Origin of the sequence: Trinickia sp., assembly GCF_036503415.1 — a bacterium.
In the GTDB taxonomy this organism is placed as follows: domain Bacteria; phylum Pseudomonadota; class Gammaproteobacteria; order Burkholderiales; family Burkholderiaceae; genus Trinickia.
In genome coordinates this window covers 1-19,777 of the sequence record NZ_DASXWY010000074.1, presented here as the reverse complement: position 1 = coordinate 19,777, position 19,777 = coordinate 1, and the positions used below count along the sequence as shown (strand labels likewise).

Here is a 19,777-nt window from a genome sequence, read left to right as displayed (position 1 = left end):
TTATGTCCACGACACTCAATGAAAACCTGCTGCTGGCGGTCCCGCTCGCACCGCTCGCCGGCTCGCTGATTGCCGGGCTTGCCGGCAAGGCGGTGGGGCGCAAGGGAAGCCACCGCGTCACGATCCTCGGCGTGCTGATCTCGTTCATTCTCTCGTCGATCGTCTTGTTCGACGTCGTGAATGGCGCGAGCTTCAACGCCACCGTCTACGAATGGATGAACGTCGGCTCGCTGAAGTTCGAAGTCGGCTTCCTCGTCGATTCGCTGACGGCCATGATGATGTGCGTGGTGACCTTCGTGTCGCTGATGGTGCACATCTACACGATCGGCTACATGGCGGACGACGATGGCTACGAGCGCTTCTTCTCGTACATCTCGCTCTTCACCTTCTCGATGCTGATGCTCGTGATGAGCAACAACTTCCTGCAGCTGTTCTTCGGCTGGGAGGCGGTGGGCCTGGTCTCGTACCTGCTGATCGGTTTTTACTTCACGCGGGAAAGCGCGATCTACGCCAACATGAAGGCGTTCCTCGTGAACCGTGTCGGTGACTTCGGCTTTCTGCTCGGCATCGGCCTCTTGCTCGCGTTTGCCGGCTCGATGAACTATGGCGAGGTGTTCGCCAAGCGCACGGAGCTTGCCGCGCTGAGCTTTCCCGGCACGCACTGGGGCCTCTTGACCGTCGCCTGCATTTGCCTCTTCATCGGCGCAATGGGTAAATCGGCGCAGTTCCCGTTGCACGTGTGGCTGCCCGATTCGATGGAAGGCCCCACGCCGATTTCCGCGCTGATTCACGCCGCAACGATGGTGACGGCCGGCATCTTCATGGTGACGCGCATGTCGCCGCTGTTCGAGCTTTCCGACACGGCGCTCTCGTTCATCATGGTGATCGGCGCGATTACGGCGCTGTTCATGGGCTTTCTCGGTATCGTTCAAAACGACATCAAGCGCGTGGTCGCTTACTCGACGCTCTCGCAGCTCGGCTATATGACCGCCGCGCTCGGCGCCTCGGCCTATTCGGTCGCCGTCTTCCATCTGATGACGCACGCGTTCTTCAAGGCGTTGCTGTTCCTCGGCGCGGGCTCGGTCATCATCGGGATGCACCACGATCAGGACATGCGCAACATGGGCGGCCTGCGCAAATACATGCCGATCACCTGGATCACGTCGCTGATCGGTTCGCTCGCGCTGATCGGCACGCCGTTCTTCTCCGGCTTCTACTCGAAGGATTCGATCATCGACGCGGTTGGGCTCTCGCATCTGCCGGGCGCGGGCTTCGCCTACTTCGCGGTGGTCGCAAGTGTCTTCGTGACGGCGCTCTATTCGTTCCGGATGTACTTCCTCGTCTTCCACGGCGAGGAGCGTTTCCGCCATCCGCAGGACTTCGGCAACGGTCATGGCGCCGAAGCGTCCGCGCACGCAGGCCATGACGATGGCCATGGTCACGACGCGCATGACGATCACGGCCACGGGCATGAACCGCACGAGACGCCCTGGGTCGTGACGTTGCCGCTCGTGCTGCTCGCGATTCCGTCGGTCGTCATCGGTGCGATCGCGATCGGCCCGATGATCTTCGGCGGATTCTTCGACCATGGCGTCGCGTTCGAGAAGGTCATCTTCATCGGCGAGAATCATCCGGCCATCGAGGAGATGTCGAAGGAATTCCAGGGCTGGTTCGCGATGGGCCTTCACTCGGTATCGGCCTTGCCGCTGTGGCTGGCGCTTGCCGGCATCGTGACGGCATGGTTCCTGTATCTCAAGCGCCCGGACCTGCCGGCTGTGATCCGTCGCGCGTTCGGGCCGATCTACACATTGCTCGACAACAAGTACTACATGGACAAGATCAACGAAGTCGTCTTCGCCAAGGGCGCGGTGCTGATCGGCCGCGGGCTCTGGAAAGAGGGCGATGTCGTGGTCATCGACGGTCTCGTCAACGGAAGCGCGCGCTTCATCGGCTGGTTCGCGCGAGTGATCCGCTTCCTGCAATCCGGTTACATCTACCACTACGCGTTCGCCATGATTATCGGCATGCTGGGGCTCCTTACCCTGTTTGTAACGCTCGGCGGCAAATAAGGCGGGGGACACTTAATGCACTCTTTTCCGATTCTTAGTACCGCAATCTGGCTGCCGATCGTCTTCGGCCTCGCCGTGCTCGCCGTCGGCTCCGACCGGAACCCCGCGCCCGCACGCTGGCTCGCGCTGATCGGCTCGATTCTCGGCTTCATCGCGACGTTGCCGCTCATCAGCGGCTTCGATCCTTCGACGGCCGACCTGCAGTTCGTCGAGCAGGCGAACTGGATCGAGCGGTTTCATATCACCTACCACCTGGGCGTCGACGGCATCTCGATGTGGTTCGTCGTGCTCACGGCGCTGATCACGGTCATCGTCGTGATCGCCGGCTGGGAGGTCATCACCGAGCACGTTTCGCAGTACATGGCCGCGTTCCTGATCTTGTCGGGCATCATGGTCGGTGTGTTCTCGGCGGCCGACGGTCTGCTGTTCTATGTTTTCTTCGAAGCGACGCTGATCCCGATGTATCTGATCATCGGCGTATGGGGCGGACCGAACCGGATTTACGCCGCGTTCAAGTTCTTCCTCTATACGCTCGCCGGGTCGCTTCTGATGCTGGTCGCGCTGATCTATCTCTATGTCGTGACGGGCACCTTCGATCTCGCGACATGGCAAAAGGCGCCGCTCGCGATGACCCCGCAGGTGTTGCTGTTCATCGCGTTCTTCCTCGCCTTCGCGGTGAAAGTGCCGATGTGGCCGGTTCATACCTGGCTGCCCGATGCGCACGTGGAAGCGCCGACAGGTGGCTCCGTCGTGCTGGCCGCGATCATGCTGAAGCTGGGCGCGTACGGTTTCCTGCGCTTTTCGTTGCCGATCACGCCCGATGCGAGCCATACGCTCGCACCCGTCATCATCGCGCTATCTCTGACAGCGGTGATCTATATCGGGCTGGTGGCGATGGTGCAGGCCGACATGAAGAAACTCGTGGCGTATTCGTCGATTGCGCACATGGGCTTCGTCACGCTCGGCTTTTTCATCTTCAACCAGCTCGGTGTGGAAGGCGCGATCGTGCAGATGATTTCGCACGGCTTCGTCTCGGGCGCCATGTTCCTGTGCATCGGCGTGCTCTATGACCGCATGCACTCGCGCCAGATCGCCGATTACGGCGGCGTGGTGAACGTGATGCCGAAGTTCGCCGCGCTCGTGATGCTGTTTTCGATGGCCAATTGCGGTCTGCCCGGTACTTCGGGTTTCGTCGGCGAGTTCATGGTCATCCTTGCATCGGTCCAGTACAACTTCTGGATCGCGTTCGGCGCCGCCTTCACGCTGATTCTCGGTGCGGCCTATACGCTCTGGATGTACAAGCGCGTCTACTTCGGTGCTGTCGCCAACGATCACGTCAAGTCGCTGACGGACATCAATCGCCGCGAGCTGCTGATTCTGGGCGTGCTTGCCGCGCTGACGCTTTTCATGGGTCTTTATCCGAAGCCCTTTACCGATGTGATGCACGTGTCCGTGGAGAACCTCCTCTCCCACGTCGCGCAGTCCAAGCTGCCGCTGTCTCAGTAAGACCGAGCGGAGGAACGAAACGATCATGCAAAACGCCTCTATGTCACTCCTTCTGCCCGACGCGCTGGTCATGGTGGCCGCCGTCGTTGCGTGGCTGAACGAAACGTTCGTCGGCGATCGCGGCCGCCGCGTCACCTATCTGATTGCGGTGCTCGGTTCGCTCGTCGCCGGTGTCTGGTTCACGACGCTCGTCTTCGATCCCAATGCGCAGTCGCAGTATTTCTTCTCGCATATGTACGTCGTCGATGGTTTTGCGAGCGCGATGAAAGCCGTCGTCTCGCTGGGCTACGCGGTGACGATGATCTACTCGCGCCAGTACCTCGAGGACCGCGACCTGTTCCGTGGCGACTACATACTGCTTGGCATGTTCGCGCTGCTGGGACAGCTCGTGATGATTTCGGGCAGCAACTTCCTCACGCTGTATTTGGGCCTGGAGTTGATGTCGCTCTCGCTGTACGCGGCTATCGCGCTGCGCCGCGACGCATCGCAGTCGAACGAAGCGGCCATGAAGTATTACGTTCTCGGTGCGCTGGCTTCCGGCTTCCTGCTCTATGGCATTTCGATGCTTTACGGCGCGACGGGTTCGCTCGATCTCGGCGAAGTGCTGAAGGCCGTGGCGTCGGGCCGGATCAACAACGCCGTGCTGCTTTTCGGCGTGATCTTCATCGTGGCCGGCATCGCGTTCAAGATGGGCGCCGTCCCGTTCCATATGTGGGTGCCCGATGTCTATCACGGCGCGCCTACCGCGATGACGCTGCTCGTCGGCGGTGGACCGAAGGTGGCGGCGTTCGCATGGGGCCTGCGCTTTCTCGTGATGGGGCTGCTGCCGCTTGCGGTCGACTGGCAGGAAATGCTCGTGATTCTCGCGGCGCTTTCGCTCATCGTCGGCAACATCACCGGTATCGCGCAGCGCAACGTCAAGCGGATGCTCGCGTACTCGGCCATCTCGAACATGGGCTTCGTGCTGCTCGGCCTGCTGGCCGGCGTCGTCGACGGCAAGGCGGAAGGCATGGCCAACGCCTATAGCTCGGCGATGTTCTACAGCATCATCTACTTCCTCACGACGCTCGGTTCGTTCGGTATCGTGATGTTGCTCGCCCGCCGCGACTTCGAGGCCGAAACGCTCGACGACTTCAAGGGCTTGAACAAGCGCAGCCCTGTGTTCGCGTTCGTGATGATGGCAATGATGTTCTCGCTCGCCGGCATCCCGCCGACGGTCGGCTTCTACGCGAAGCTCGCCGTGCTGGAGGCCGCGATGAACGCAGGCCTCACGTGGTTGACCGTGCTGGCGGTGATCACCTCGCTGTTCGGCGCGTTCTACTATCTGCGCATCGTCAAGCTCATGTACTTCGACGCGCCGCAAGACGCCAGCCCGATCGCGAGCCCGGCTGCCAACCGTTGGCTGCTCGCCGCCAACGGCGTTGCGGTGCTCGTGCTCGGCATCGTGCCGGGCCCGCTGATGCAGCTTTGCCTGAACGCAGTCGCACACTCGCTGCCCGCAATTTGATGAGGCGCTCACTATCGTTCGCTGCCCAGGAAGGGGGCGTCAGCCTCCCTTGGGCCGGAACCGGCGACCGAAGGAAGTCCCTTTCGGGGACAGGAGGCTGAGATGTCCGCGGCGGGCTGGTTCATCGTGTTGTTGGCGGTCGTGGCCGCCAACTTGCCGTTCGTGAATCAACGGCTTTTTGCGCTCGCGCCGCTCGGCGCCGCAAAAAAAAGCGCCTGGATTCGAATTGGCGAATTGATCGTGCTGTATTTTGTCGTGGGCGCGCTTGGCTTTATGCTGGAAGCGCGTGCGGGCAATCGATTCGACCAGGGCTGGCAGTTCTATGCCATCACGTTCTGTCTGTTCGTGGTGTTCGCGTTTCCCGGGTTCACGTTCCAATATCTCGTCAAGCGCCGTTGACGGCCGGGTGCCGTCACACGGCTCGTTTACCGGAGAGCAGCAGATGGCTCAATTGCCCGATCACGATCACGACGCGTCGTTGACGGAAACGCGCATCGGTAGCGAGACGGTCCATGAGGGCTCGTTTCTTCACGTCAAACGCGATACCGTGCGCCTGCCCGACGGCAAGCTTGCCACGCGTGAGTACGTGCAGCATCCGGGCGCCGTCATGGTGATTCCGATGTTCGACGATGGGCGCGTGCTGCTCGAGCGCCAGTACCGGTATCCGATCGGGCGCGTGATGATCGAATACCCGGCGGGCAAGCTCGATGCGGATGAAGGCGCACTGGCTTGCGCCAAGCGCGAATTGCAGGAGGAAACGGGCTATACGGCGCGCGAATTCCTCTTTCTCACTCGCATCCATCCGATCATTTCCTATTCGACCGAGTTTATCGATCTCTTTCTGGCGCGCGGCCTGATCGAAGGCGAACCGGCGCTCGACGACGGCGAATTTCTCGATACATTCATCACGGATGTGCCGCAGATGCTCGAATGGATCCGCACCGGCGCAATCAGCGACGTGAAGACGATCATTGGCACGATGTGGCTCGAGAAGCTGCTGTCCGGCGCTTGGCGGCCGGCCGACGCGCAGCAATCGACGCCCGCCTCGGACGCTTGAAGCGCCGCGCACTCGCGCTCGTGCCCGGTTTTCGGCAAACCCGCTCGCCAAAAACGATTTCGCGCTACACTTGGCTGCACGTTTGCTCCCAATCCACCATGAAGGTCCTCGATTTACAGTGCTCGCAGGGTCATCGGTTCGAAGGCTGGTTCGCTTCCGGCGATGATTTCGAATCCCAGTTGTCGCGCAAATTGGTCGAATGCCCGATGTGCGCCGCGACTGAGGTGAGCCGTTTACCGTCGGCGCCGCGGCTGAATCTGTCCGGCGCGACGAATGCGCAGAACGATGCCGCCCGCCATGCCGCAGGCTCGCGGGACGAGGAGCGCGGCGGTTCTGTGCCGGAGCGCATACGCGAGATCGAGGCGCAAGCGATGCGTGCATTGCGCGAAGTGCTCGGGAAAACCGAGAACGTCGGCGAGCGCTTCGCCGAGGAAGCGCGCCGTATCCATTACAACGAGGCGCCGGCCCGCAATATTCGCGGCGTCGCCACGCCCGAAGATGCGCGCTCGCTCGTGGAAGAGGGCATCGACGTCCTGCCTGTGCCCGGTGCCTGGGTGCCCAAGGAAACACTTCAATAGCTCGGTAAGACCGTTCGGCGTCTTGCGCAGTTTTCGAGCCGTCTCCATACTCTTCGTGTACCTTTTTGAAGACACCGCGGGTTTTTGCGATGCGGGTCGCATTCAACGGGAGACAGCGAGATGGGTGTGAGCTTTGAGGACCTCGAAGTCGGCGCGCGCAAGGAAATCGGCGCGCATACGTTCACGCGTGAAGAGATCGTCGAATTTGCCACCCGGTACGATCCGCAGCCCTTCCATGTCGATGAAATCGCGGCGCATGCTTCACCCTATTGCGGGCTGATTGCAAGCGGCTGGCATACCTGCTCGGTGCTCATGAGCATTTTCGTGCACAAGATGCTCGAAGGCTCGACTTCGATGGGCTCGCCGGGTGTCGACGAGATCCGCTGGGTGAAGCCCGTGCGGCCGGGCGACACGATCCATCTTTTCATCTCCGTACTCGATAAGCGTGTGCTTGCAAGCCGTCCCGACCGCGGCATTGCGTCGATGTTGTGGGAAGGCGTCAATCAGGCCGGTGAAATCGCTGTCAGCGTGCGATCGAAAGTGATCTTCGGGTTGCGCGGTGAGGAGCCCGGCGCCTCGGGAGCGCCCGCATGAGCACCGCCGCGCGAGTGGGCGGGGGCGAGAGCGAGGGCGACGGCGCCAACCGGCCGGTCCTGATTGCCAGCGCGGCCCAATTGCGCGCGCTGATCGGCGCCGAGCCGATCGCGAGCGCCGCGGTGACGATCGAGCAGGCGCAGATCGACGCGTTCGCCGATGTGACCGGCGATCGCCAATGGATTCACGTCGACGCCGAGCGCGCCCGGCGCGAGTCGCCTTTCGGCGGCACGATTGCCCATGGCTTCTTGACCCTGTCGTTGATTCCGGCGTTGTTGATGCAAACGGTTCACATCGCGCATCGCATGGGCGTGAACTATGGGCTCAATCGCGTGCGGTTTCCGTCGGCGGTGCGTGTCGGTGCGCGGCTCAAGGCCCGTTTCGCCGTCGTCGATGCAAGCGATCTGCCCGACGGCGCACTTCAAATCACCTGGGATGTCGCCGTCGAGGCGCTGGGCGAGCCGAAACCCGCGTGCGTCGCTCAACTCCTCACGCGGCATTACTTCTGATCGCGGTTTCGCTCGGGCTCCGGCTCCGGCTCAAGCGCGCCCGCCCTCGCGTCAGTGCTTGGCGTATTGCGTCGCGCCGAACAGGATGTCTCTCGCTTTGTCGTCGGTCAACGCTCGCCGTGCGGATGCCAGTACTTCCACCCCGCGTTGCACGGCCGGGCGCGCGGCGATCGCTTCGTGCCAGCGCTTGACGTTCGGGAACTCCGCCAGTTCGATGCCCTGGTTTTGCCATGAACGCGTCCATGGAAAGCTCGCGATATCGGCAATCGTGTACTCGTCGCTGGCCAAGTACTGCGTCTTGCCGAGTTGCTTATCCATGACGCAGTAGAGACGTTTCGCTTCGTTCGTATAGCGGTTGACCGCGTATTCGATCTTCTCGGGCGCGTAGATGCGGAAGTGGTGGGCCTGCCCCAGCATCGGACCGAGGCCGCCCATCTGGAACATCAGCCACTGAAGCGTCGCATAGCGTGCGGCCGGCGCCTGCGGCAGGAATCGACCCGTTTTCTCAGCCAGATACATGAGGATGGCCCCGGACTCGAACACCGATAGCGGCTTGCCTTCGGGGCCGTCCGAATCGACGATGGCGGGAATCTTGTTGTTCGGACTGATGGCAAGAAACTCGGGCTTGAATTGGTCGCCGGCGCCGATATCGACGGGATGTACGCGATATTCGAGGCCCGTCTCCTCGAGCATGATATGAACTTTGTGGCCGTTCGGCGTTGCCCAGCTGTAAGCGTCGATCATGGCAGCTCCTCGGAAGGCCGGTGCCGGAACGTTGGGCACCGATCGAGTCGCAAATTAGCATAGAAGCTTCGTGCTCGCAGAGGGCCGCGCAAAGGCCATGACGACGATACGGACACCATCGTTCAAGCCGGTCCGGTCGTGTCCGATAGCGGCGCATGGCGCGCAAGCTCGAGCTTGGCGATCGCATTGCGATGCACTTCGTCCGGTCCGTCGGCGAAGCGCAACATGCGCGCACACGCGTACGCGTAAGCGAGCGGAAAATCGTCGCTGACGCCTGCGCCACCATGCGCTTGTATCGCCCAATCGATGACTTGGCATGCCATGTTCGGTGCGACCACCTTGATCATCGCAATTTCGGCGCGCGCGCCCTTGTTGCCGACGGTATCCATCATGTAAGCCGCCTTCAGCGTGAGCAAGCGCGCCTGCTCGATGGCGCAGCGCGCCTCGGCGATGCGTTCCTGCGTGACGGTTTGCGCGGCGATGGGCTTGCCGAACGCGACACGCTCGGACGCACGCCTGCACATCAGCTCGAGCGCCCGCTCGGCCAATCCAACGAGCCGCATGCAGTGATGGATGCGGCCCGGGCCGAGCCTGCCCTGTGCGATCTCGAAACCGCGGCCTTCGCCCAGCAACAGGTTGGCCGCGGGGACGCGCACGTTCTCTAGCGTGATCTCCATATGGCCGTGCGGCGCATCGTCGTAGCCGAACACATTGAGCGGACGATGAACGGTGACGCCTGGCGTCTCGGCCGGCACGAGGATCATCGATTGCTGGGCGTGCTTCGGAGCGTCGGGATTCGTCTTGCCCATGACGATGTAGAGCTTGCAGCGCGGATCGCCCGCACCGGAGGACCACCATTTACGTCCGTTGACGATATAGTCGTCCCCGTCACGTTCGATCCGCGTGCGGATATTGGTCGCATCCGACGATGCCACTTCGGGCTCGGTCATGAGGAACGCCGAGCGGATCTCGCCAGCCAGCAACGGCTCGAGCCACGCTCGCTTGTGAGCGTCGCTGCCGTACCGTTCCAGCGTTTCCATGTTGCCTGTATCGGGCGCATTGCAATTGAATACTTCGGGGGCCCACGGCACCCGTCCCATGATCTCGGCAAGCGGCGCGTATTCAAGATTCGTCAGCCCCGCGCCCCGCGTTGAATCGGGCAGAAAGAGATTCCACAGGCCTTCGTCGCGCGCTTGCGCTTTCAGTGTTTCCACGAGCGTCGTCGGCACCCATGGATTACCGTCGCGGCGATTTCGGGCCACTTCCTCGGCAAATGCACGCTCGTTGGGATAGATGTATTGATCGAAGAACGCGAGAAGCCGCGCGCGCAGCGCTTGAACGTTCGGAGCGTAGTCGAAATTCATGTGAACCTCGCGGGAAGGAGTTATCGGACCTTCTGTGCATACGACCAGGCGAGCTCCGCCATCGGTCGCGCACACCGACCGGCGTCGACGGCCTGTGCGCTCGCTGCCGTACCCACCGTGACGCGCTTCATGATGCCTTGGAGGATGGCGGCAATGCGGAACATGTTGAACGCGAGGTAGAAGTTCCAATCGCCGCCGATTGTGTATCCCGTGCGTTCGCAATACCGTTCGATGTAGCGTCGCTCGTCTGGAATACCGAGCGCCGCGAGATCGAGGCCCGCTATGCCGCGAAACGCTCGGGGTTCGACGTGCCACGCCATGACGTGATATGCGAAATCGACGATAGGGTCGCCGAGCGTGGACAGCTCCCAGTCGAGCACGGCCAATACGCGTGGCTCGCTCGGATGGAAAATGAGGTTGTCGAGTCGATAGTCGCCATGGACGACAGCCACCCGTTGCTCCGTTTCGGCACTTGCCGGCAGGTGTGCCGGCAGCCATTCGATGAGCCGATGCATGGCGTCGATCGGTTCAGTCTCCGATGCTTCGTACTGCCTGCTCCACCGCGCGATCTGGCGCGCGAGGTAATGGCCCGGTTTGCCGAAGTCCGCGAGACCGATCGTGCCGACGTCGATTCGGTGCAGGGCCGCGATGACGCGGTTCATCTCGTCGTAGACCGATGCCCGTTGTGCCGGTGTCATGTCCGGCAACGAAGGATCCCAAAGGACACGTCCCTCGACATGCTCCATCACATAGAAGGCGCGGCCGATCACTGTCTCGTCTTCGCACAGCGCCAGCATGCGCGCAACGGGGACAGCGCTCGCCGCGAGCGCATCCATGACGCGATATTCGCGCTCGATGGCATGCGCGGAGGGCAGCAGCTCGGCCTTCGGGCCGGGCTTCGCGCGCATGACATAGCAGCGTCGCGGTGTAACGAGCTTGAACGTAGGGTTCGACTGGCCGCCGGCGAACTGTTCGACGGTAAGCGGGCCGGCAAATCCGTCGATGTGTTCGCGCAGCCAGACCGACAGCGCGTCCGTGTCGAAGCGTTGACGCTCCGATACAGCGCGCGTTCCGATGAACGTCGAATAGTCCTGGTGCGAGTGGGGGCCGTGCGCTGCGCGCTGCGTCATCTCTTCGCTCCAATCGAGCCGGCGGCGCGGCGGCGTCCCGGACTCGTCTATCGATAGTGGGGGCTGCGCTTGTCCAGAAAGGCGGTGATGCCTTCGAGCGCATCCCGATGATGCAACGATGCCACGAAGTGCTCGCGCTCCGTGCTCAGGTGATCCGCGAGCGGCGCCTCGCGCGCCGTCGCGACGAGCGTCTTGATCCGCGCGAATGCGTTCGGCGAGCCGCGGCCCAACTCATCGGCCCAGCCGATGGCGGCCTCGCGTGCCTGCCCTGGCTTGACCAACCGATTGACGACACCGAGCTGATGGAGCCGCTCGGCCGTAATGGGCTTCGCATCGAGCAGCAACTCGGTTGCGAGCTGCCGCGGCAATGCCTGACTGAGGAACCAGGAGCCGCCGCCGTCCGGGGTCAGCCCGACACGGGCGTACGACATGACGAACTTCGCGTCTTGCGCCGCGACGATCATGTCGCAGGCGAGCGCAAGCGAAAATCCGGCCCCCGCCGCCGCGCCCTCGACGGCAGCGATTACGGGCTTGGTCGAGGTACGCAGCGCCAGAATCCATTGCGCGAGCAAATCGATGCTTTGCGCCTGCACCGAAGCGTCCTTTGCGCGATTTTCGAGCAACCGGTTGAGGTTGCCGCCCGCGCAGAAAAAGTCGTCGGCGCCTGTCAATACGACTGCCCGAATGGACGGATCGCGCTCGGCGGTCTCGAGCGCCACGATCGCGGCGGCATACATGTCGGGGTGCAGCGCATTGCGAGCGCCGGGGTTCGACAGCGTGAGAACCAGTGTCGAGTCGCTATCGGGCGGACGTGCCGCCAGCAGTTCTGCGCTCATGGAGTCTCCAGGTTCATTGTCTCGGTATCAGAGGCGCGCGAGCCGTTCGAGCGCCGTCGCGAGCGTCTCCTCGCGCTTGGCGAAGCAAAAGCGCACGATGCCCGACTCGTGCGGTTCATGGTAGAACGCCGATACCGGAATGGCCGCAACGCCGATCTCGCGCGTCAGCCACGTCGAAAATTCGGCCTCGGGCAGGTCGCTGATCGCTGAGTAATCGACACATTGAAAGTAGGTGCCTTCGCACGGCAACAGCTTGAAACGGGAGCTTTGCAGACCGTCGCGGAAAAAATCGCGCTTGCGCTGATAGAAGGCCGGCAAGTCGAGATACGGCGCGGGGTCTTTCAGATAGTCGGCCAGTCCGACCTGCATCGGTGTGTTGACCGTGAACACGTTGAACTGATGCACCTTCCGGAATTCGGCGGTGAGCGCGGCCGGCGCCGCGACGTAACCGACCTTCCAGCCCGTCACATGAAACGTTTTGCCGAAGCTCGAGACGACGAAGCTGCGCTCGGCAAGCCCCGGATAGCGGGCCACGCTCTCGTGCGGCGCGCCGTCGTAGACCATGTGTTCGTAGACTTCGTCCGACACGATCAACGCGTTCGTGTCGCGCACGATGGCCTCCAGTTTGCGCATATCGTCGGCATGCCAGACTGTGCCTGTCGGATTGTGCGGCGTATTGACGACGATGAGCCGCGTGCGCGGCGTGATGGCCGCCGCGAGCCGGTCGAACGGAATCGCGTACTCGGGTGCCTCGAGCGTCACGAAGACGGGCTTGCCGCCCGCGAGTTCGATCGACGGGAGATAGCTGTCGTAAGTCGGTTCGAGCACCACCACTTCATCGCCGGGATGCACCGTCGCAAGGATGGCGGTGAGCAGCGCCTGCGTGGCGCCGGCCGTCACCGTGATCTCCGTGTCCGGATCGTAGCGGTGCTCGTGCATGCGCGCGATCTTGCCCGCGATCGCCTCGCGCAACGCGGGCACGCCGGCCATCGGCGGATATTGGTTGTGCCCGGCGCGCATGGCATGCGCGACGGCGTCGATCACGCGCGGATCGCAATCGAAATCGGGAAACCCCTGGCCGAGATTGACGGCGCCATGTTGAGCGGCGAGCGCGCTCATGACGGTGAAGATCGTCGTGCCGACATCGGGCAGACGCGAGACGAGTGCAAAAGGCGCGGAATTCGTCAGGTCGGGCGTGGCATTCATGGCGCGGTGCGTCTTGGCGATAAGGGTTGCGTGGGAGTTCCGTTTCCGTTGAGCATGGTGCTTGTGCGGCGGCGAATCGCGGAGCCCCTGCTATGCGGGCGCGGGCGCCGCCAAACCGCAGGCGGCCGCGAACGGCGCCGGCTGGGCGATCCGGAAGCCGAAATCGCGGGACGTGCGCTTGTCGAGCTTGAGCAGGGCGCGATCCTTCGACACGAGCCAGTCGGCTCGGGCGGCGTGCGCCAACTCGAGGAATTTCTGATCGTCGCGATCCTTGCACTTGGGCAGCGGCGGCGCATTCGGCGCCTCGCCAACGCCGTCGTTCATGACGGTGAGCCGCGCCACTGCGGCGAGTGCCGCGGCCTTGTCGAACGCGCGGCGCGCGAGATGCGGGTAATCGAGCACGTGCGCGAGCTCGGCCAGGCATCGGGCATCGATTACGGCATTGAGCGCGCCGTTCGCGAGCGCGGCGTGGATGGGGCGCGTTGCGACATCGTCGAATACGAGGATATCGATCCAGACGTTCGAATCGAGAACCACGCGCGGCGTGCCGGACACGGCATCTGAATCGGTAGGAGCAGGCATTCGCTACAATCGGGCTTTTCGCATTCACGGCTCGGCACGGCGTGCCGGCAAGGCTCCATGATAATTGTTTTGTCTCCGGCGAAGTCGCTCGACTACGAGACGCCGCCTCACGTTGCACGTCATACGATTCCCGAGTTTGCCGCCGATGCGGCACTGCTCGTCGACGACCTGCGCCGCTTGTCTGCCCAGCAGCTCGCCTCGCTGATGAGCATTTCCGATGCGCTCGCGACGCTGAACTTCCAGCGTTATGCGGACTGGTCGCCGCGTTTTTCGAAACGCAACGCGAAGCAGGCGGTTCTCGCCTTCAATGGCGACGTTTATGAAGGATTCGACGCGCGATCGCTCTCGGCCGCCGATCTGGACTACGCGCAGCAGCATGTGCGCGTGCTTTCGGGACTTTACGGCCTGCTGCGGCCGCTCGATTTATTGCAGCCGTACCGGCTCGAGATGGGCACGCGTTTGCCCAACGCACGCGGCAAGGATCTATACGCCTTCTGGGGCGAACGCATCACCGAGGCGCTCAACGTCCAGCTTCGCAAAAAGCCGCATGGCGCGCGCGTACTCGTGAATTGCGCGTCGGAGGAGTACTTCAAGTCGGTGAAAGCGAAACGGCTCGACGCGCCGGTGATCACGCCCGTCTTCGAAGACTGGAAAGGCGGACGCTACAAGGTGATCAGCTTCCACGCGAAACGGGCGCGCGGCATGATGGCCCGCTTCGTGGTCGAAAGCCGCCTCGAAGCGCCCGAGGCGCTCAAGGCGTTCTCGGCCGAAGGCTATCGCTTCGACGCGGGTGCTTCGAACGACAACACGTACGTTTTCCGCCGTCGCGCCGGCGACTGAAGCGCGGCGCGCTCACGCGGCCGCATGCGACGGCACTTTCATTCGCTCTTATGGCTTGGGCCAGGGAACATCATGACGCTTTCGATTACGAGCAATTTTGACGGTGGTGCGATCGAGGTCCTGGCCTGTCGCGATGCCGCGGACATCCGCTTGCGTGTGAGGCCCGACAATCGTGCCGACTTCGCGCAATGGTTTTATTTCCGGTTGAGCGGCGCACGCGGCGAACGCTGCGTGATGACGTTCGAAAATGCGGCGCAATGCGCGTTCCCCCACGGGTGGCCCGGCTATCGCGCCGTGGCGAGCTACGATCGCGTCCATTGGTTTCGCGTACCCACCTCGTACGACGGCCGCGTGCTGACGATCGATCACACCCCCGAATTCGACTCGATCTACTACGCGTACTTCGAGCCATACACGCAAGAGCGGCACGCGGAATTGCTCGGTACGATCCAGCAGATGCCGCATGCGACGTTGGCCGAGCTCGGCAGGACGGTCGAGGGACGGCCGATGTCGCTTTTGGTATTGGGCACGCCCGAGCAAGAGAGCGGAGCGCCGCCCAAGAAGCGTGTCTGGATCATCGCGCGTCAGCATCCCGGCGAAACGATGGCGGAGTGGTTCGTCGAGGGACTCGTCAAGCGGCTCGCGGGATGGGGCGATTGGGCCGGCGACCCGGTTGCGCGCAAGCTTTACGAACATGCCGTGTTCTATATCGTGCCGAACATGAATCCCGACGGCAGCGTGCACGGTAATTTGCGGACCAACGCCGCAGGTGCGAACCTGAACCGCGAATGGATGGAGCCGGATCCCGAGCGCAGCCCCGAAGTGTTCGCCGTGCGCGATGCGCTGCATGCCATCGGGTGCGACATGTTTTTCGATATCCATGGCGATGAGGCGTTGCCTTACGTCTTCGTCGCGGGTTGCGAAATGCTGCCTGGCTTCACGGCCAGTCAAGCGACCGAGCAGGCGGCATTCATCGAAGCGTTCAAGCTGGCGAGCCCCGATTTCCAGGACCAGCACGGTTACGAGGCCGGGAAGTATCAGGAGGATGCGCTCAAGCTTGCGTCGAAGTACGTCGGCAATGCGTTCGGCTGCCTTTCTCTGACGCTCGAGATGCCCTTCAAGGACAACGCGAACTTACCGGACGAGCGCGTGGGCTGGAACGGCGAGCGCAGCGCTGCATTGGGTGCGGCGATGCTCGGCGCTGTGCTGCATCACATCGAGGCGTTCCGGTAGCGTTCCGGTAACGAGCCGGCCGCCCGCATCGCTTCCCGGCCAGATGCCGGGCGCCGCGCCATGCGGGCGCCGGACGATTCCACATCGCACGGCTTACTGCGCGGCGGATTTCCTCGTCGATTTCTTCGCACCGTGCTTGGACTTGCCTTTTCTCGTCGAATGTTCGGACCGCGGCTTGGCGGCCGGCACGGGATCGTTCCAACTGAAGGCCAGCATCTGCGGGCCGACATAGCCGCACCGGAACGACAACGCGTACGGCGCGTGATCCTTGTCCTTGGCGATGCCTTGTCCCGTCACCGTCACGATATTGTCCACCTTCACCCGCTGCTTGCCTTCGTCGAACGAATCGTTCCACGGTTTGATCGACGCATGGCTGTTGTCGAAAGACTCGGGCGGGAAGACGACACGATCGATGACGTTCGAGGTGCTGGCGACGAATGCGCCATGCGCCGCGCAATCTGCGACGAGCGGGTCCGCATGCATGTCGTTGATGAACTTGGCGACCATCTCGTTGCGCTCGTCGATGAGATCGGCGCGCGCGGGCATTGCAGTGACGACGGTGACGCTGGCGGCCGCTGCCGTCAGCCAACGAATGAGCTGGCGCAGGCGGCGCGAGGTGAGGGAGCTATCCATCCAATCGATCGAATTGAGACATCAGGCACGTAAGATGCCGTACTCGCTGACGGAGTTCAATCGGCGAGCGAATATTTCGGCCGATGATCGATCGTGAAATGCTCACACAGGCAGGACGCGTCGCATATCCGCTCGGCAAGTTGCGCGACGGTCCACCGCAACGAGCCGCGATGTGGCTCACGTGCGCGGTCCGCCGAGGCGGTAGCGTCTGACATCGTTGGTCGTGACCCATGCGGGGCGGTAGACGGCGATGAGTGCCGTCGCCATCCCCGTGAACCACGCTTCGCCGAGCGCGAGCAGCAGCACGCCGAACGCGTATCCGGCCGGCACCACCAGGAGCGAGCCACCGGCAAGCGCGACCTGCACGCCCACGGCCGCGCCCGCGGCGAGGGCAACGGCGACGGCCGGCGAGATGAAGCCCTGTACGCCGATGAAGACGAAAAGGTTGCGCGGCAGCCAGGCCGTGGTTGCGCGCTGCATGAGCGCCGAGATGCCTACGGGTACGGCGCCATAGACGAGAAAGGTCAGGGCGACGCCTTGCCAGGTCGCGTCGAAGACAACGGCGGCGATTCCCGAGACCGCTGCCATGGCCACGAGCGCCAGCGCCCAGTCGAAGAGGGTGACGAAAAGGGTCGCCCCGAGCAGATGCATGACCGTACCGTCGTCCAGCCATGCGTTCGTCGCCCATAGCACCGAGATCGCCACGACGACAGCGAGCCACACGTGCTGCAGCGTCGCATCCTGCAGGCGCTTGAACGGCTTGCATGCCAGGGCGAGCGCGACGAGCGCCACCGCGGCGACCCACGCACCGATGACGACCCACGGCTGAAGCGGCGTATAAAGGAAACCCATATCGTCCATATTACTCGTTGGAATGCCGATCGTGCGAGCGCCGCGCGCGGGCGTAGGGCTTTGCCGTCAGCCGGTACGCGATATCGTCTTGCGAAACGGCACTTCGGGCTCAGCCGCCATCGGCAGTCCGTGCGGGTCCTCGTTGGCGAGCAGAGGATATTTGTATCCTCCGCCCGCACGCAGCGGAATCGGCCCGGCTTGTCCCAGCGTGGGTTTGCGCGCGCCCTCGCATTCCGGCCGCAACACTTGCAACTGCGGCGTGAGCCAGCCGTTGTAGATCGCGACGGCCGCGGCGCGGTTAGGCGCCCCCAGTTGCTGGAAAATGCTGGCCAGATGGATCTTGACGGTGCCTTCGCTGATGCCGAGCGTGCGCGCAATCATTTTGTTCGTGCTGCCCATATGAACGCACCGCATGATTTGCTCCTGACGCGGTGAAAGCATGGGCGTGAATCGGGTGCGGCGCGCCGGCGCGGCGAGTTCGCGAATGCGCGCCATCGGAACAGGGAGGTCGGCGGGCGTCTTGTTGTCGGGCAGAAACGCGGAATGAGGTGCGTAATGTCCGCCGGCCAGTACGAGTTCCAGCAGCCGCACGATCAGCTTCGGGTTCGTCGTGCGCGGGACGACACCGTGCACGCCACCTTCGTCCATCAAAGGACGTACACGCGCGGCCGAGGCATCGTCGATGAGTACCGCGACGCGCAGGCCTGGATGCTCGGCAAGCGCGGCGCGCACTTCGAACGCGCGCATGGCATCGTGCCAGTCGACGACGAGCAGCTCCACGGGGGCGCGCCTCAGCGCCCGATAGATTTGCGTCCAATCCCTGGCCTCGCAAAAGCGGGCCTGCCGGTTGATTTGCCGCAACAGCGCCTTCAGACCGTCGCGTCGTTCTGCTTCTGTACTGAGAACTGCGAACCGCATACTTGCCTCCTGGGTAGTCCAATCAGGCGGTGCGGGTCGGAACGAGCCGGGAGCGGGCCGGCCGGGCTTCATGCACCGCCGACGCAATAATGACAAATTCCTTACAGCGAGGCGGCTAGCCGGACGGCATAGGACGGGTACGGACGATGGCGGGACGATGGCCCCCCGGCCACCGTCCCGCGTGCGGATCAGTGAAAGTGCGGTTGAGCGGGCTCGGCGTCCTCGGGCATTTCGGCGTGAACGATTTCACCGAGCGGGTCCGCGTAAAGCGGCACGCCGCAATCGTCGCAGTATTCGGGTTCGAAGCGTCCGGCGTGCCGACGGATGTCGCTGACGCCGGCTTCCTTGAGCAGCGCGATGATTTCCTCGAGCGGGCCGTCCGTATCCTCGGCTTCCTCGTCGCCGGAAAGCTCGCCGTTTTCGCGCCCGTAGAGCGGCCAGACGACGCCGTAGACGACGTCGTTGCTGCCACGCCGCGTGAAGCCGATGCGGTATTCATCGATACGTCTTTCGCCGAAGCCGGCCACGACGGCGCGCAACTCCTGCGGTGCCGCGCCCGTGGTGTCGAACAGATAGCGGATCGCGGTGCGCACCGTGTGCGGACGTACGCGCTCGTCGGCATCGCGGCAGGCCGAGTAGTAGGCGTCGGGCAACAGGCACTCGAATTCGCAGCCGGGCAGCACGAGGGCGAGATTGGCGCCGCCCTGGGTGGCCCACTGTTCCAGACACTGACCGCGCTCGATGCGCACGCCGTTCTCCTCTTCCTGCCAGCGAAAGAGCGGCGCGCCGACCGGGGCCGCGACCACCGCCAGCAAGAAGCGGGGATCGGCGAGGATGGGCGAGGTTTCGGGCAGATCGCCTGAATTGATCTTTGCCGGCGTGCTGTTCAATGCGGCCTGGATGAGTTGCTGGGCGACGCGATAGGTCTCCACATGGTGCCTCGGCAACTGATCGATGCTGTAAAGAAACGGCGCGAGAGCGACGCGTGTCTCGCCGGCAAGGACGTGTGCCTGGAGGTGCGCGCGCAACGCCTCGACCGAATCGGCCTTGAGCGGGCCCGACGGGATGACGTAGCGCGTCCAGGCGAGCACAGGGGCCGCAACGAGCAGCGCTTCGTATGCGACGCCTTCGTGTTCGACGACGAACGATTCGCTGTGCGTTTCGGCCATGTCGGCGAGCGCCCCATAGGCGTCGGGGTGGTTTTGCTGAAGGTGATCGAGCGCCGCGTCGAGCGTCGTCTGATTGCCGTTGCGGACGATCTTCGCGAGCAAGGCATCGAGCTTGGCCTCCCAGAAGCGATCTTCGACACGGCTACCCGACGCAAAGAGTGCCAGAGACAAGCCGACGAGCTTATCGGCATCGGGAGGGAGGCGTTTGGCGATTCGCGAGCGCATAGGAGAGAGTGAGGTTGGATTCGATGAACCCTCCATTCTAGTCGAGTCCCTTGCGCGCGGCTTTTAATCATGCCTGCGCGTAGTGCTTGCAAGGTGCGCGGAAGGGGCCTAGAATTGCGCCCTTTCGCGCATTCGGCAACGAGGCGCGGAGCTTGGGAAGTCGATGTGCAGCGCGGGTCTGGCCGGTTTTGGGATAGCAGCAAGGTGGCGCCAAAAACCAGTTGA

20 protein-coding genes are annotated in these 19,777 nt (G+C 63.1%); 10 read left to right on the top strand and 10 right to left on the bottom strand.

All coding sequences use genetic code 11. The features are described 5' to 3' along the window. Positions 1-2: 2 nt before the first annotated feature. The 8 genes from nuoL to VGL01_RS10250 all read left to right on the top strand — a co-directional run bounded on the left by nuoL (position 3) and on the right by VGL01_RS10250 (position 7,820). Positions 3-2,069 (top strand): NADH-quinone oxidoreductase subunit L, encoded by a 2,067-nt coding sequence (gene nuoL, locus VGL01_RS10285; RefSeq protein WP_331568914.1) that lies wholly within the window; start codon positions 3-5, stop codon positions 2,067-2,069. 15 nt (positions 2,070-2,084) lie between these two features. Further along, on the top strand, positions 2,085-3,575 hold the full coding sequence (locus VGL01_RS10280; RefSeq protein WP_331568912.1) for an NADH-quinone oxidoreductase subunit M: 1,491 nt from the start codon (positions 2,085-2,087) through the stop codon (positions 3,573-3,575). 25 nt (positions 3,576-3,600) lie between these two features. Continuing rightward, on the top strand, positions 3,601-5,082 hold the full coding sequence (gene nuoN, locus VGL01_RS10275) for an NADH-quinone oxidoreductase subunit NuoN (protein ID WP_331568911.1): 1,482 nt from the start codon (positions 3,601-3,603) through the stop codon (positions 5,080-5,082). 102 nt (positions 5,083-5,184) lie between these two features. Then, positions 5,185-5,481, top strand: coding sequence for a DUF2818 family protein (locus tag VGL01_RS10270; RefSeq protein ID WP_331568909.1), 297 nt, complete (start codon positions 5,185-5,187; stop codon positions 5,479-5,481). Between the two features lie 43 nt (positions 5,482-5,524). Beyond that, entirely contained in the window at positions 5,525-6,139 is a 615-nt protein-coding gene (locus tag VGL01_RS10265) for an NUDIX hydrolase (RefSeq protein ID WP_331568907.1), read from the top strand. Between the two features lie 98 nt (positions 6,140-6,237). After that, positions 6,238-6,717 (top strand): DUF1178 family protein, encoded by a 480-nt coding sequence (locus VGL01_RS10260; RefSeq protein ID WP_331568905.1) that lies wholly within the window; start codon positions 6,238-6,240, stop codon positions 6,715-6,717. A 120-nt stretch (positions 6,718-6,837) separates the two neighbouring features. Continuing rightward, a complete protein-coding gene (locus VGL01_RS10255) occupies positions 6,838-7,311 on the top strand; it encodes a MaoC family dehydratase (RefSeq protein WP_331568903.1) in 474 nt (157 codons plus the stop codon). Then, a complete protein-coding gene (locus VGL01_RS10250; protein ID WP_331568901.1) occupies positions 7,308-7,820 on the top strand; it encodes a MaoC family dehydratase in 513 nt (170 codons plus the stop codon). The genes VGL01_RS10255 and VGL01_RS10250 overlap by 4 nt, the downstream gene beginning before the upstream one ends. Positions 7,821-7,871: 51 nt before the next feature. Here VGL01_RS10250 and VGL01_RS10245 read toward each other — a convergent pair whose 3' ends face one another. The 6 genes from VGL01_RS10245 to VGL01_RS10220 all read right to left on the bottom strand — a co-directional run bounded on the left by VGL01_RS10245 (position 7,872) and on the right by VGL01_RS10220 (position 13,682). Further along, positions 7,872-8,564 (bottom strand): glutathione binding-like protein, encoded by a 693-nt coding sequence (locus VGL01_RS10245; protein ID WP_331568899.1) that lies wholly within the window; start codon positions 8,562-8,564, stop codon positions 7,872-7,874. 122 nt (positions 8,565-8,686) lie between these two features. Next, positions 8,687-9,928, bottom strand: a complete 1,242-nt coding sequence (locus VGL01_RS10240) for an acyl-CoA dehydrogenase family protein (RefSeq protein ID WP_331568897.1) — start codon at positions 9,926-9,928, stop codon at positions 8,687-8,689. 20 nt (positions 9,929-9,948) lie between these two features. After that, entirely contained in the window at positions 9,949-11,058 is a 1,110-nt protein-coding gene (locus VGL01_RS10235; protein WP_331568895.1) for a phosphotransferase, read from the bottom strand. Between the two features lie 47 nt (positions 11,059-11,105). After that, the gene (locus VGL01_RS10230) at positions 11,106-11,894 is read right to left on the bottom strand and encodes an oxepin-CoA hydrolase, alternative type (protein WP_331568893.1); all 789 of its coding nucleotides are present in this window, start codon (positions 11,892-11,894) and stop codon (positions 11,106-11,108) included. A 27-nt stretch (positions 11,895-11,921) separates the two neighbouring features. Next, the gene (locus VGL01_RS10225; protein WP_331568891.1) at positions 11,922-13,100 is read right to left on the bottom strand and encodes a pyridoxal phosphate-dependent aminotransferase; all 1,179 of its coding nucleotides are present in this window, start codon (positions 13,098-13,100) and stop codon (positions 11,922-11,924) included. Between the two features lie 90 nt (positions 13,101-13,190). Further along, entirely contained in the window at positions 13,191-13,682 is a 492-nt protein-coding gene (locus tag VGL01_RS10220; protein ID WP_331568889.1) for a putative toxin-antitoxin system toxin component, PIN family, read from the bottom strand. Between the two features lie 57 nt (positions 13,683-13,739). Between VGL01_RS10220 and yaaA the strand changes: the two genes are divergently transcribed. Together yaaA and VGL01_RS10210 are read left to right on the top strand one after the other, a co-directional pair. Next, positions 13,740-14,522, top strand: a complete 783-nt coding sequence (gene yaaA, locus VGL01_RS10215; protein ID WP_331568887.1) for a peroxide stress protein YaaA — start codon at positions 13,740-13,742, stop codon at positions 14,520-14,522. A 72-nt stretch (positions 14,523-14,594) separates the two neighbouring features. Beyond that, positions 14,595-15,755 carry a M14 family metallopeptidase gene (locus tag VGL01_RS10210; RefSeq protein ID WP_331568885.1) on the top strand — a complete coding sequence of 387 codons (1,161 nt, stop codon included), beginning with the start codon at positions 14,595-14,597 and terminating at the stop codon, positions 15,753-15,755. Between the two features lie 93 nt (positions 15,756-15,848). On the opposite strand, the gene VGL01_RS10205 is transcribed toward VGL01_RS10210, so the two are convergent. The 4 genes from VGL01_RS10205 to VGL01_RS10190 all read right to left on the bottom strand — a co-directional run bounded on the left by VGL01_RS10205 (position 15,849) and on the right by VGL01_RS10190 (position 19,552). Then, positions 15,849-16,388 (bottom strand): BspC domain-containing protein, encoded by a 540-nt coding sequence (locus tag VGL01_RS10205; protein ID WP_331568883.1) that lies wholly within the window; start codon positions 16,386-16,388, stop codon positions 15,849-15,851. A 177-nt stretch (positions 16,389-16,565) separates the two neighbouring features. Continuing rightward, positions 16,566-17,240, bottom strand: a complete 675-nt coding sequence (locus VGL01_RS10200; protein WP_331568954.1) for an energy-coupling factor ABC transporter permease — start codon at positions 17,238-17,240, stop codon at positions 16,566-16,568. Positions 17,241-17,306: 66 nt separating this feature from the next. Next, positions 17,307-18,158, bottom strand: coding sequence for a response regulator transcription factor (locus tag VGL01_RS10195; RefSeq protein WP_331568881.1), 852 nt, complete (start codon positions 18,156-18,158; stop codon positions 17,307-17,309). Between the two features lie 188 nt (positions 18,159-18,346). Further along, entirely contained in the window at positions 18,347-19,552 is a 1,206-nt protein-coding gene (locus VGL01_RS10190) for a DUF2863 family protein (RefSeq protein WP_173256606.1), read from the bottom strand. Between the last annotated feature and the right edge of the window lie 225 nt (positions 19,553-19,777).

Bases quoted from the DNA above. Each gene is read 5' to 3' on its own strand.
- VGL01_RS10270 (WP_331568909.1), top strand. From the start codon at position 5,185: ATGTCCGCGGCGGGCTGGTTCATCGTGTTGTTGGCGGTCGTGGCCGCC.
- VGL01_RS10210 (WP_331568885.1), top strand. From the start codon at position 14,595: ATGACGCTTTCGATTACGAGCAATTTTGACGGTGGTGCGATCGAGGTC.
- VGL01_RS10280 (WP_331568912.1), top strand. From the start codon at position 2,085: ATGCACTCTTTTCCGATTCTTAGTACCGCAATCTGGCTGCCGATCGTC.
- VGL01_RS10265 (WP_331568907.1), top strand. From the start codon at position 5,525: ATGGCTCAATTGCCCGATCACGATCACGACGCGTCGTTGACGGAAACG.
- VGL01_RS10200 (WP_331568954.1), bottom strand. From the start codon at position 17,240: ATGGGTTTCCTTTATACGCCGCTTCAGCCGTGGGTCGTCATCGGTGCG.
- VGL01_RS10205 (WP_331568883.1), bottom strand. From the start codon at position 16,388: ATGGATAGCTCCCTCACCTCGCGCCGCCTGCGCCAGCTCATTCGTTGG.
- nuoL (WP_331568914.1), top strand. From the start codon at position 3: ATGTCCACGACACTCAATGAAAACCTGCTGCTGGCGGTCCCGCTCGCA.
- VGL01_RS10195 (WP_331568881.1), bottom strand. From the start codon at position 18,158: ATGCGGTTCGCAGTTCTCAGTACAGAAGCAGAACGACGCGACGGTCTG.
- nuoN (WP_331568911.1), top strand. From the start codon at position 3,601: ATGCAAAACGCCTCTATGTCACTCCTTCTGCCCGACGCGCTGGTCATG.
- VGL01_RS10230 (WP_331568893.1), bottom strand. From the start codon at position 11,894: ATGAGCGCAGAACTGCTGGCGGCACGTCCGCCCGATAGCGACTCGACA.
- VGL01_RS10240 (WP_331568897.1), bottom strand. From the start codon at position 9,928: ATGAATTTCGACTACGCTCCGAACGTTCAAGCGCTGCGCGCGCGGCTT.
- VGL01_RS10220 (WP_331568889.1), bottom strand. From the start codon at position 13,682: ATGCCTGCTCCTACCGATTCAGATGCCGTGTCCGGCACGCCGCGCGTG.
- VGL01_RS10190 (WP_173256606.1), bottom strand. From the start codon at position 19,552: ATGCGCTCGCGAATCGCCAAACGCCTCCCTCCCGATGCCGATAAGCTC.
- VGL01_RS10255 (WP_331568903.1), top strand. From the start codon at position 6,838: ATGGGTGTGAGCTTTGAGGACCTCGAAGTCGGCGCGCGCAAGGAAATC.
- yaaA (WP_331568887.1), top strand. From the start codon at position 13,740: ATGATAATTGTTTTGTCTCCGGCGAAGTCGCTCGACTACGAGACGCCG.
- VGL01_RS10225 (WP_331568891.1), bottom strand. From the start codon at position 13,100: ATGAATGCCACGCCCGACCTGACGAATTCCGCGCCTTTTGCACTCGTC.
- VGL01_RS10245 (WP_331568899.1), bottom strand. From the start codon at position 8,564: ATGATCGACGCTTACAGCTGGGCAACGCCGAACGGCCACAAAGTTCAT.
- VGL01_RS10250 (WP_331568901.1), top strand. From the start codon at position 7,308: ATGAGCACCGCCGCGCGAGTGGGCGGGGGCGAGAGCGAGGGCGACGGC.
- VGL01_RS10235 (WP_331568895.1), bottom strand. From the start codon at position 11,058: ATGACGCAGCGCGCAGCGCACGGCCCCCACTCGCACCAGGACTATTCG.
- VGL01_RS10260 (WP_331568905.1), top strand. From the start codon at position 6,238: ATGAAGGTCCTCGATTTACAGTGCTCGCAGGGTCATCGGTTCGAAGGC.